Genomic DNA, 12130 nt, shown 5'->3' with positions numbered 1-12130 from the left:
CACGGACGTCTTTTTTTGTGCCTGAAATCCAGCAAATACAAGGATTTAGCGGCTATTGAGGTCTTTGTAGCTTCTTGGAGTTCCAGAAGTTTTGGTATTCCATACGGTATTCCAGCCCCTCCGGTGCTAACCTTTGGAATACCAAATCAGTGTCTGAGGGAAATCTCATGCCTGCTCAAACCCTACGTCTCTCCGATCGACAGCTTAAGGGAGTCAAACCCGCGTCCAAGGATTACGTCCTCACCGACGGGGACGGTTTGCAACTCCGAGTACGCAGCAACGGCTCTCTGCTGTGGAATTTCAACTACCGGGAACCGGTGACTAAGAACCGAATTAACATGGGCCTGGGTACCTACCCAGAGCTTTCGCTGGCGAACGCCCGAAAGATGGCAGTGCAAGCCCGTGAGCTGCTCGCCCAAGGCATCGATCCGAAAGTGCAGCGCGATACGATAAATGAGGCCAAGCGCGCAGAAACGGAACACACCTTCGAGAACGTAGCCACTGCCTGGTTCGAACTTAAGAAGGACTCGGTCACGCCGGCCTATGCCGAGGACATTTGGCGGTCGCTCACGCTGCATGTGTTCCCCGACTTGAAGACGACGCCACTCGCGAAAATCACTGCGCCGATGGTGATCGAGCTGCTCCGTCCAATCGAAGCGAAAGGCAGCCTAGAGACGGTCAAGCGCCTTAGTCAGCGGCTTAACGAAATCATGACCTATGGCGTAAACTCCGGCCTGATCTTCGCCAACCCGCTCAGTGGTATACGGGCTGTTTTCAAGAAGCCCAGGAAAGAAAACATGGCCGCGCTCCCGCCCGAAGAGCTGCCCGAGCTCATGCTGGAACTCGCAAACGCCAGTATCAAACGCACGACCCGTTGCCTTATCGAATGGCAGTTACATACCATGACTCGCCCTGCAGAAGCGGCTACTACCAGTTGGGCAGACATCGATTTTGAAAGGCGTGTCTGGACCATCCCTCCTGAGCGGATGAAAAAGCGCCGCCCGCACAGCATCCCGCTAAGCGATCAAGCCATGGCATTGCTGGAAATACTCAAGTCCCATAGCGGTCATCGAGAGTATGTCTTCCCGGCAGACCGAAACCCACGTACTCACGCCAATAGCCAGACCGCCAACATGGCGTTGAAACGCATGGGTTTTCAGGATCGCTTGGTCAGCCACGGCATGCGCTCAATGGCCAGCACCATCCTGAACGAGCACGGGTGGGATCCCGAACTGATCGAAGTCGCGTTGGCGCATGTCGATAAAGACGAGGTTCGAAGCGCCTACAACCGGGCGGATTACATCGAACGCCGGCGTCCGATGATGGCTTGGTGGAGTGAACATATCCAGAAGGCGGCCACCGGCAGCCTGTCGGCAGCCGCGATCAATCACACCAGAGAGCTTAACGTAGTACCGATACGCGGAGTATCCTGAGACCGGGTAGCACCGGCGAAAAACCCTGTAACCGCGTCGTACAGCATGGCAACAGACTTCACGACTATCGCCAAATTTCTCTTACGCCTGCGCTCCTTAGTCAAAGTCCCTGAGTATGGGAAGGCTCCGCATTCCCATACTCAGGGACTCACGCTTGAAGACCTATCAGCCAACCACGACTTGCGCCTTTCTGCGGCGGATCAACTCTGCTGTTAATTCGTAGTAGTAGATGGTCGCTGGCGCTGAGCAGCGCAGAGAGTGCTCCAAAAACCACCTCACGTGCTTTTCCTTCCAGGACCAGGGAGTCGCGTATCCCCAGCGCTCTCGAATCGCCTTTTGCATCTTTTCCGCCTGTCTGATGTGCCGCTGTCGCGTGGCATGCGCACCTTTGAGCACGGGACGCAGAAACAACGCCATGTCGAACTCGGATGTCATCGCCGACCTCCGATGTAGGCACTCACCACATCGATGCGGTTATGTCCCAACTCCTGGCTGATCTGCTGGCGGGCTTGCCGATCAAGCTCTCGATCTTCTCGATGGCCACGACCTCCATCGACGGGTGCAGCGAAGCCAGTCAATTGTTCGTAACGCTCACAGGCGTACGCCGCTCGCAGTTCATGAAAGCCTTTCAATCCATGCTCATGCAGAATGTCCCGCGCAGGACGCACAACTGTCTGTAAGAAGAGCTTGTAGCTTTCGTCGGGCGCTAATAGATTCCGACTGCCGTTGGGTGAGGCCTCGCTGGCCCTCTCAAGGGCACCGCGGACTTGATCCGTGACCACGATCCAACGTGGCGCTGATGCGCCTGATCGACCGCCTTTGGTGCCTTCCTGGATATTGATTTTTCCCAGTTTCCGGGCCTCACGTTGCAGTCGGGGCAGGTCCGCCAGGATCGCTTCACGCAGGCGCATGCCGACCTCACGAGCCAGGTGCACAATTGCGCTTACTCGTTGCTGGCCGTGCTCTGACAACGCCTGTGCGATCTGCTCGACCTTCACACGGCCTTGGCCCTGCGGCGCTTCACTGCGCACGCCTGAGCGTTGCAGGCCCAGCGCCTTACTCGGGCTTGGAATTTTGACGTAGTGATCACCGCGCAGCGCGGCCATCGTTCGGTTGACGCTGGACAGGCGGTTCTGCGCGGTGGCAATGCTGACGTTGCCCTGATCAACCTGCTCACGCACGTGGACGGCGTACCGCATGAGGATCTCGCGATCAACCTGTCGCGCATCATTGAGCCTGGGACCTTCATCGGATCGGCACCAACGCACGAATGCCTGCCAGCGATCGCTATGGGCTTTGACGGTCGCAAAATGGCCGTCACCAAATAGATCTTTCAGGGCTTGCGGTCCGGCATAGCTGAGCTGGCGACCGAAGCCGAAATTGCGTCCCGCTCGCTTACCGACCCGAGCCATTTTCCTGCTCCTGATCGACCGCAGCGAGCTCATGCAAAAGGGCTCGCCAGTTCTCACCCACGACGGCAAGCTGGGCCCAATCAGTAGGGCGAAAACACAACGTGTTGTCGGTGACGTAGAGATGCGCGCCCTCCTCTTTCAACCGTTGGATAATGTCCGTCGTAACTGTGTTGGTTGTACGGAGAGTGGCGACATCGGCGACAGCGGCGACAACCCTTGTTCTGCCGGGCTTTGAGCCTGGCGACAAAATGGCGACACTGGCGGCGACAAAACGCGCTTTAGGTTCCTTTTGGCGTCGCGCCAGGTGATTGCGCAGTGCTTCGTCAAGATTGAACATGGCGCACCTCGAAGGTCTGGCCATCAGTGATCAGCCACTGATGATCAATCAATTCGACCAACAGCTTGGTGGCATGACGGCTACTCTTACGGGCAAAGCGGGGGCCGTTGCGGTTTAGCTCTCGAACACTGAAACGCTTCCAACCCTTGACCTGTAGCCAGCGCAGCAACCGATCCGCCTCTTCCCTTACCCGGCATACCGGCTCCTGCTCGGTGAGGCGCTGAATTTCGGTGAGGTAGTAGCCCATCAAGGTCGAGGCCCGTTGGATATGGTCGACCTCCACGACACTGCTCTCCTCAACTACGGCCAGAATGCCGGCGACGCGCAACAGGTTGTCTGCTGCCTTTGATCCACTGGGCCGCACATTGGCCAGCTCGCCAAACTCACCCAACTGGGCCTCGATGGCGTCATGCAGATCAATCCAGCGACGACGAGCCAGTGGACTGAGGCTCAACGTTGAAAGCAACAGAGCACCGTCAGCCGAAAGTGACCACGGCTGATGAAACAGGGCCGAAAGGCGCTGGTGATATCGCTTCAGGGCGGGATCTTTGGACAAGTCGACGGCCTGATAGCTACGTTGCCCGGCAAGGCTAGTGGGCCAGGTCATCAGGCAGCGACCAAGGATGCCTTGCCCCTGCAGCAAAGGATCGCTGAGCAACTGCATCGCCAAGTACGGTTGTAACATCAAGTGCAGACTCAAACGCCGGTCATAAGCCCGTAAGCTTTCCCCGGCCATGGAGCGCGCACGATCAATCGGACTGCCATCCCAGAGTGACGACAAGGTCGTGACCGCTTTCAAACGGTTATCCCGACTCATGGTGGTGCTACCGAGGAATTGTCCTCCCTCATCGCAGAACAGCCCCATGCTGGGCAAGTCATGACAGAGCCCCTTGATCAGCGCCTCGATAGTCGGGTCCGTGGTGATGAGCCTAGGGGCTGAGGGCTCCTCCTCTACTAAGGCGCGGTTTGCAGAGTCAGGATCGCCAGGATTAATACGCTGAGCCTGTTTTTGTACGGAACGGTATCGAGCAAGTTGTTCGCGATAGCGTTGCCACTGCTCACGTTCCCATTGCCGTGCAGGCAGCAAGGAACATCGGTCTGCTGCCGTTTTACGATCACCGGATGCGGCCACCGTAATCAGGTACAGCGACAGCGGATAATTTCTCCCATCGAGCTGTAAGCCCGCATGACCTTGGGTGGCCAGAGCCGAAGCAGCCAGCACCGATTGAGCGGCCAGTGCCTGGGGCACGCCGATCACCTCGGCCATGCGCTCGACCGCAGGCCCAAGAATCCCTCCCAGTGCCTGCACCGGATAAGGCTTGGCCACGGGGTTCGACTCAATCAGTGGTCGAGGTGGTCGTGGTAATTCGAGCTTCGGTTCTAACAGCTGCATGGGCCCTCTCCTCGTTCATTGCTGGTTGTCCTCACATAGCCCCGCCACGGGTGTTGAGTGTTATCAGGGATCAAGGCCCCTGCGACCTGTGAGGTGTTCACTGACGCGGAACGGACGGCTCCTTACGACCGGGAGCGAGGGCATGAACCCATGAATCTGACCTCCTTGGCGCATCCGAAAATGCGGGCGGGTGGAGGCTGTGCCGACTGACGTGTTCGGCACCTGGAGATCCTGGGTGGGAGAAGGCAACGACGTAGACACCTGGGGCATGCCTGACTGTCAGTCAGGTGCAGCCCTTCCATAGGCTGCGGCACCGGTGCTTGTGTCGTTGCGGATGGCGACGAATCGGAGTTGTCAGGCCGATTGTCACGAGGAGAGTTGCGGCAATGCCATGTACGACGTGGCTTGCAGCAGTGGTACGAGCGCCCGTCTCTTTCCAGGAGAAAGAGACGGGCGAGGTCTGGCGCAGCGAGGTGTGCCAAGAGGTGAGGTTGCTGCAATGCAGCGAGGTAGGTCCATCGTCTGCCGCAGTGGGCAGATTGATCGAGTAGGCATCCATCACTCTTGGGGAGTGACCGTGCGAGCCGCCGGACGCTAATCGCACTTGGGGAAGAACCACCACGCAAGTGGCGTAGCCTTAAAGGTTCTGGCTACCTGGGCAGGTGCTGTCAACGACAGCGATCCGTGCGCCAATTTTTATACCCACTCGAAAAGGCGGTCAAGCGTCACGGCCAAAGCGCTGAGAAAGTGGCGACTGTCGCCACTTCTGTCGCCACGTTCCAGGCCACGTGCTGCATGGGTTGTCGCCGGCGTCGCCGCTGTCGCCACACCTACATCCATGCCCAACGAAAAGATTCGCACACACACTGAAATGGCGCTGCGCTCGATAGAGATTGCAGGGAATTACTGACGGGTGAAAGCAAGCGTGGCGTTAATCAAATTTGAAAATGAGAGGGTGGAACGCGGCGGCTTCGAGAAAAAGCGAGTGAACCCTCCGATCGGCGCGATCAAAGATCGCTTGATCGGAGGGTTTGGCGGGAGGAGCAAATCTTAAACGTCAATTACAGGCTCAGGCATCAAAGCGGGTTGATTGGGAAGTGACGGCCTCACGTCGCACGATCAGCGTCTGCTGCAACCGCAGCAAAAAACCTGCTTCGAATGCCTCTTGTGGATCACCTGGGCGATGACCTTTTCGGTGCTGAGACAGCGCCCACCATAACGGTAGTGATGAGCCTCCAAGCCAAGTCTCTGCGCAACGAACACCCTCCTTTATCACCGGAGCGAACTCATCGCCCCACGGGGTTTGAATCGCGGGAGCCCCTTCAGCAGACGGGACAGAGACATACTCATGGATCTGCTGATGAACGCGTTGAGCTGGAATCCCAGTTAAATTCCGGAATGCCTTGTCGTACAACACAGCGGCGTCATCCAACAGCTCTACAGCCAGCTCAACGTCTTGCGGAAAATGAAGCAGAATACTCTGGGCTCCATTAAGCCGGAGAGTGGCAGCCTGCCGCAGTTTAATCGCTGCACCTTCAGGGGTAAGCGATGAAGTATCGATGCTGCTGGGTTTGGGGAGGCCGATTAGAAGCGAAAGATCAAACATCACGGAATCCTCCGAGATGGTTTTCAGATTGAATCAAATCGCCAAGGCGGCGCACGAGCTTAAAAGGGGGACATGCCATTTTCCTTATCTCCTTCGTGTAATTAAGGAGCTGCCAACCGCCGTTGCGACACGATTGGGTGGCAGACCGTACGGGGGTCGCAAACCGGCACACGAAGGAAAACCGGCCAGGCATAAGCCTGCCCCGCACGGCCTGCCATAGAAATGCCGTAGTCAGACCTAATAGAGCGCCAACTACTTTGCTTTCGCTATGGCGCGGAACCGCACCTTCGTGTGTGTTTGCGGGTTGCGACACCCGGTCGCGGGATTGACCGCGACGGAACAAAGCGTAAATGCGAAGCAGCGACAACACAAGCATGAGTGTCAATAAGCGCCGAATTCGAACGAGAGCTCCGGGCGAAAGCTTACGTTCGTCGGCATTAAGTGGCTATGGCAGGTCAGATACCATGCAACTTCTTCATATTTCCGAAGCCCCCCAAAGTGATAGAATCGGTAACGCTATTCACGTCACCCTATCGAGAAATGGTATGACTACAGATCTGACGGAAGAAGAAATGCGTCGGGCGCTATTCGGTGAGCCTGAGGCCCCTGCATTAGTAATCAACACGCGTGTGCAAGACACTTCATCGGAAACCGTGATCGCTGAGCCGACAAAGGCAGTGAAGAAAAAGAAACTATCAAAAACCTTTACCCCCAGATTGAGAGTCACACTGAGGGTGGGGAATGAATTCGAAGGCGAGATGCACGAGATCGTACATGAGGCCGATACGCTCAGTTCCCTAGTTGCAGAGCAAGAAGCTGCAAAGTTAGCAAAGAAGAAATTCAGGTTTGTGGAAGTTATATCGGTCAGCTCGATGTAGGCGTGCCCGCAAGTTACCTATCAACCGCATTCCATTACAACAACTCACCCGACAGACCAGACCGTGTTGAGTGAACCCTTAAATCTCAATATCGAAAGCAGTTCGTAGGCTTAAAAACTAGCGCTCCATGCAAAAGATCAAGTCCTAGTTGAACGCTAGCTCTTCTCCACGGCCTAGGGTGACGACTTGCAGAAAACGGCCAACAGCGGACACTCAAAGGTGCCTACGAAACCAGAGCGATTCAGAAAACTAATTCAAAGCACTTTAACATCAACTGCAATAAACAAATAAACATCAATATTAAATGACGTTTACTTACTGCCAGATGTGGCTCCCGCAGATACACCTGGTGGAGTATCTGCCCAGCTTTCAATATGATCATTAGCTGCATCATATTTTGATTATGGCGAGCCTTCGGACTTCTTATCCGCATGCCCCTCAGGAGCATCAACCTTAGATGGCGGAGCAACGCCCGGCGCTTTATCAACCTCAGAGTTATCTATGTTGGACTTAGCAGCTGGCAAAATTTCATTACTTTTAATAGCTCTTTCTGTCTCTTTCAGCGAATTCAACTTTCCTTCGCCTGCCTGAGAACGTCCATTCCCCGCTACCTTGCCGATGGACTCAACGACCGGAGTCTTTATTAATGTAGAGGGCGATGAGGATTTCAGTTCTACACCGCCCATATACGCGATGAGAAGTGCGGTCAATGTTAAAGCAACCATCACCGACTTGTAAAAAAACTCAATTTTACCATCTGAATGTAGTTTTCCGGTGGTCTTAAGCTTGGGATGGCTGACTATCCATCCCGCAAAAACTTTCGCGAACCCCCGAGGTTCATACGGGCTTTCGTCACCAATAACCTTCGTGAGATTTAATTCCGGAATAGTTCCAATTCCGAGCTTCTCAATCGCGACACCCTGTTTAACAGCACCAACCAGCAACCGGTGATACCAGTATCTGTCCATAAAATAGAACAGATAAGTACCAAGCACACCAAACAAAGGCACGACCACAGCAAACTGGATAACAACGCGTCCTGCCTCCAGCCCAATTTTTTTATCTAATAAAAAACCAAGAGAGGCAAAAAGAGCTAGGATGATAGTTACAAACATCCCACGAATACGCATCCCTATGTCGTTGAAATGAATTTGAACATCTATGACGGCCTTCCAGACCTCAATAATTTCTGCTTCCCTTTCCCGTGACATACTTATCCCCGCACATCAAAAAAAGATTTAAAGTCAAAAATCGACAGAAGCTCCGAAAATCCTTCATTCAAGACAAAGCTTGGCGAAACGTGTTCACGCTCCCTAATCTTCTGTTCTCGTTCAACCTCCGCTGGTGTCCAATGCGTTACTTCTTGGAGCAACTTATACTCTTCGCGTTTATGTGCTACGCCGTATTTCGCCCACACGCTATCAATTCCGCAATCATTGGCCATGGCGATATCCTTCATCAAGCTATCGCCAATGTAGACACACTCTGAGGTTTTCAAGCTCAAATCCGTCACTATCCACTGCAGCACATCGACATCAGGTTTTTTTGAGCCCTTAGGTGTGTGATGTTGGATGGTAGACTTCAATTCATAATGTTCCGCAGGATAACGCCTAGTCTCCCCAACATTATCAGGAACAATATGATCCTCAGGACAGAATATATAGTCAAAAACTCCATCCAGCCCTAGTTTTCTAACCCTATAGTTAGAGTAAAAAGCCATAGACTCAGTGTAACCTACAATTAAAGTTCCCCGTCTTTTCAGCTCTTGGAGAGTTTCAGCGACGCCAGGATAAAGGACTAGATATTCCTTCCTCTTTTCCCGAAATGCGTTCACTGCCGGAGCAAATACCTCCAGAGCATTTCGTCCAGCAAGAAACTTTTGCAGAGACGGTAGCTCTTCAATTAAAAAGGAATACTCTGACGTACCATGTTTCTGATGGACAATAGATATTTCCGGTAGCAGCTGACTTCTAGATACACCACTTATGGCTACAAGTTCTTCAAGCATTGCTGAAAAGCACCGTACCCATAACTCGACCCAGTCGAATAGCGTATTATCCAGATCAGTGATCAGTACCTTTTTCGTCGAAGACATTTCAAACCCCGATCGCCGTCAACGGCGGACAAATACATTACAAAAGTGCTTACTCATCGCCACTCATACTTAGGGCGCCAGCGGACTTAGGAGTCAATCCTCCGCCCTCCTGAAACAGAACAATATTGTCTGGCTCACTCATAAACCAAACATATGCCCCCCACGCTAATCCTGTGATCGTTTTCTTGAAGCCTGGTGACTCCCGATCCGCGTAAGCGGTGAGAAACACGACTTGCGAGCGCTCAAACCCGCCCTTATCGGTGAGTTCGAAAAGTGCCCTTTGACGTCTCGGTGTTATAGCGCCATCAGTAGCAACTACTTCCACAAAAATTATAAGCGGATCTACTGGACCGAGATCCACAAGAATTAAGTCCGGAAGATCTTTTTTCGCAACAATATCGAGTCCTATTGTAGTCGCCAACTTTACGTCCTGAACAGCGACTTTGTTGCTGGACTCGCTAAGCCATAGTACTCCCGGCTGCTTCAAAAACCTTGATGCAAAAACTTCGACCACTGCTTTTGAAATCAATGAACTGGGACCAGGCGACAAAGTTCGAGTGTCGCCATTTGGAAATTGGACGGGCACACCGGTCTTCCCCGCGGTTCCCATTCGAAGCAACGATACTCTGGCGAGGGCGCTTGGAGTAAGATTTTTGGCTTGCCAAGCCAAAATCGCTTGGGCTAAGGCTGAATCCTTCAAAGCAGGATCAAACAAATCAACCAAGTCTTTATTCAACGCGTATCGCGGTCGGCTTGATGTGGTTGGAACGTCAGTCCGTTCTACAACAGCACCTACGATGATTAATCCTTCTCTGAGAGTTTCGTCTCTTATGGGCTCACGGGTATTGTCGGCGTACCACCGTACGCCCTCAATGTGAAAGCTCTTTTTTAGCATGTTTGAACGGTACGCTAGCCTTTCATCATCTGAAGACATCTTCGACTGAAGATCGGTCATCCTATACACATGGATAGGCCCGAGATAGACGTCTGTACCTTCGATTGCCCCTATATACAAAAAAGTAAAAATCGTTTTAGCGGATAACTCACGAATACAATAGTTTCGTTGTGCTATTCCCTCAGGAAATATGGCTGGCAGACGCTCGGCCACCAACTCCCACGTAGCGTACTTCGGAAGCATCATGCTTTCCTTGCATATAATTTATCACACGCTGCATCAACAGCCTCTTTAGAAGCAGACGCGGCAACCAATTTTTTCAGCCCAGCTAAAGCGCGGGGAGATGGCAGCGGTAAAGACTCAAGCTCGTATGCCGATACTGCCACTGAACCGCTAATACATCTAAATGCTGCATCCGCAGCCCTGCTATTTAAAAAAGCAGAGATAACATCTGCGCTTACAACCGGATTATCACCTAGCGGGCGAACCATATTAAGATGATTCTCGATAACCACCCCGCCATATATAGCTATAAACTCTGCTGGGAGTAGTGCCGCAATTAATCTACGAGCCTGTTCTTTGGCGGTGGTTCTTTGGAGCAACACGCAAGGACGAGTAACTAGCAAACTATCATTACCCCTTTCAAACTTGAAGAAAGGCGCATGATTTTTTTTCTCTGCTCGAAATACAAACCTACCGTCTGAAGTAATCGCTTCTGCCCATATAAGCGGATATCGATTCGCCCCAGGAGCTGATGCGAGCTGATTTTTATGTCTATTCCAAACCAAGGGGCCGGTGCTGACCGTATACCCCCAATCGACCAGCCGTGAAGACATTTTTGCCATTTTACCGACCAGCGCACTTTGCGTCTGATTCCTAGGCATAATCCATGGCATGGATAAATCGTTAGGCAGATCTACGCTCGCAACTTGAGTTACTTCCAACCCGCCAATGGACAAAGAGATCTCAGACACCCGCACTGGCATAGCATGCTTGCTTGCCTTATATATTGCGAGGGCGGTTTCTTGAAGCACATCATCGAACACATTTTTCCGTGCCTCAACGAAGTCGATCGCTACAGGGGGAGCGTTATCCCCCATAACTTGCCTGAGGTTCTTGAAATAGACCCCCGACAGAAACGAAGTAGGCGTTACATATGCAATAGTGCCGCCAGCCTTGACATTCCTCAACGCGAAATCGGTAAAAACGCCGTATAAATTTGCATGACCATGGAGAGAGCGTCTATATAGCTCTCGAATATCTGGGTCAAGCTTTGCCTTACCATATGGCGGATTTCCAATTACAAGGTCAAATGGTTCAACTGATTCGACCTTCCGTAGTGAGTCACAGACCGTCACAACTACAGGCAGACGAGTACCTGCTAATCTAGTTACCGGTAGCACGACCGCGTCTAAAGTGACCTGACTGAGCCAAGCTGCAAACGGATCTATTTCGTAACCCCGCAGCCGACTAGCTATACTTCTGATCGTGATCTTCGGACTACAGTTTTTTAGACTATTTATTATCCGCGCTGCAATTGGCGCTAAAAAAGCTCCTCCCCCGCAGGCAGGATCGAGTACGCGACAGGATTCCCAGTTTAGGCCTGAGGCAGATGCCTGGTCGATTAACCGTTCGGTGAGAGCTGGGGGAGTATAAAATATTCCGTAGTTGCTCCTATGCTCCGAGGGGAGCATACCTGTGTAAATCAGGCCGATCTCGTAAGCTGCGGTTTCCGTATCAAACCTTGCGGCAGTTTTTCCGATTGCCTCCGCGAGCGAGACAGCCGTCTCTGGAAGGTCTACCGTTTCGAATGCCTCGATCTGTTCCCGCAGCTCTGTCAGTTCGCAAGTGCTACCAGCCAGGGATTCCCACCAAAATTTGACTAGAAAAGAGCCAAACGAGCGGGCGACAGCTAGCTGGAGCGACTCTGGGAAAGTGCTGACAAACGCTCGCGCCATCGCTTTTGCGGAAGCCAACGCTTGATTAGCCGTTTCTGCCGCATGGTGCGCCTCAAGCAATGCTGCTGAGGCCTGCGCGCCTTTTGCCATATTCCCTCCTCTCTATTGGGCCGGATTCTACCC

11 protein-coding genes are annotated in these 12130 nt (G+C 52.8%); 2 read left to right on the top strand and 9 right to left on the bottom strand.

The window, feature by feature from the left end:
• Window positions 1-167 precede the first annotated feature (167 nt).
• Window positions 168-1433, top strand: a complete 1266-nt coding sequence (locus LOY35_RS03760) for an integrase domain-containing protein (protein ID WP_258630784.1) — start codon at window positions 168-170, stop codon at window positions 1431-1433.
• A 165-nt stretch (window positions 1434-1598) separates the two neighbouring features.
• On the opposite strand, the gene LOY35_RS03755 is transcribed toward LOY35_RS03760, so the two are convergent.
• The 5 genes from LOY35_RS03755 to LOY35_RS03735 form a co-directional block, all read right to left on the bottom strand.
• On the bottom strand, window positions 1599-1868 hold the full coding sequence (locus tag LOY35_RS03755; protein ID WP_258630783.1) for a hypothetical protein: 270 nt from the start codon (window positions 1866-1868) through the stop codon (window positions 1599-1601).
• On the bottom strand, window positions 1865-2845 hold the full coding sequence (locus LOY35_RS03750; protein ID WP_258630782.1) for an integrase domain-containing protein: 981 nt from the start codon (window positions 2843-2845) through the stop codon (window positions 1865-1867). The genes LOY35_RS03755 and LOY35_RS03750 overlap by 4 nt, the downstream gene beginning before the upstream one ends.
• Window positions 2829-3182: a hypothetical protein gene (locus LOY35_RS03745; protein WP_258630781.1), complete on the bottom strand. Its 354-nt coding sequence runs from the start codon at window positions 3180-3182 to the stop codon at window positions 2829-2831. The genes LOY35_RS03750 and LOY35_RS03745 overlap by 17 nt, the downstream gene beginning before the upstream one ends.
• The gene (locus tag LOY35_RS03740) at window positions 3169-4575 is read right to left on the bottom strand and encodes a YfjI family protein (protein ID WP_258630779.1); all 1407 of its coding nucleotides are present in this window, start codon (window positions 4573-4575) and stop codon (window positions 3169-3171) included. Before LOY35_RS03740 ends, LOY35_RS03745 begins: the two co-directional genes overlap by 14 nt.
• Before the next feature lie 1069 nt (window positions 4576-5644).
• Window positions 5645-6181, bottom strand: coding sequence for a LasR-specific antiactivator QslA (locus LOY35_RS03735; RefSeq protein ID WP_258630777.1), 537 nt, complete (start codon window positions 6179-6181; stop codon window positions 5645-5647).
• A 545-nt stretch (window positions 6182-6726) separates the two neighbouring features.
• On the opposite strand from LOY35_RS03735, the gene LOY35_RS03730 reads away from it, so the two are divergent.
• Window positions 6727-7059 carry a hypothetical protein gene (locus LOY35_RS03730; RefSeq protein WP_258633470.1) on the top strand — a complete coding sequence of 111 codons (333 nt, stop codon included), beginning with the start codon at window positions 6727-6729 and terminating at the stop codon, window positions 7057-7059.
• 401 nt (window positions 7060-7460) lie between these two features.
• Here LOY35_RS03730 and LOY35_RS03725 read toward each other — a convergent pair whose 3' ends face one another.
• Genes LOY35_RS03725 through LOY35_RS03710 form a run of 4 tightly spaced genes read right to left on the bottom strand, consistent with a single transcriptional unit; the run spans window position 7461 to window position 12097 of the window.
• The gene (locus LOY35_RS03725; RefSeq protein WP_258630775.1) at window positions 7461-8270 is read right to left on the bottom strand and encodes a hypothetical protein; all 810 of its coding nucleotides are present in this window, start codon (window positions 8268-8270) and stop codon (window positions 7461-7463) included.
• 2 nt (window positions 8271-8272) lie between these two features.
• Complete coding sequence (locus LOY35_RS03720) at window positions 8273-9154, bottom strand: HAD family hydrolase (RefSeq protein ID WP_258630772.1); 882 nt, start codon at window positions 9152-9154, stop codon at window positions 8273-8275.
• Window positions 9155-9203: 49 nt separating this feature from the next.
• Window positions 9204-10292, bottom strand: coding sequence for a BsuBI/PstI family type II restriction endonuclease (locus LOY35_RS03715; RefSeq protein WP_258630769.1), 1089 nt, complete (start codon window positions 10290-10292; stop codon window positions 9204-9206).
• The gene (locus LOY35_RS03710) at window positions 10292-12097 is read right to left on the bottom strand and encodes a class I SAM-dependent DNA methyltransferase (RefSeq protein ID WP_258630767.1); all 1806 of its coding nucleotides are present in this window, start codon (window positions 12095-12097) and stop codon (window positions 10292-10294) included. Before LOY35_RS03710 ends, LOY35_RS03715 begins: the two co-directional genes overlap by 1 nt.
• Between the last annotated feature and the right edge of the window lie 33 nt (window positions 12098-12130).

This window comes from Pseudomonas sp. B21-028 (assembly GCF_024749045.1).
In the GTDB taxonomy this organism is placed as follows: Bacteria; Pseudomonadota; Gammaproteobacteria; order Pseudomonadales; family Pseudomonadaceae; genus Aquipseudomonas.
This window is presented reverse-complemented; position numbering and strand designations above follow the sequence as displayed.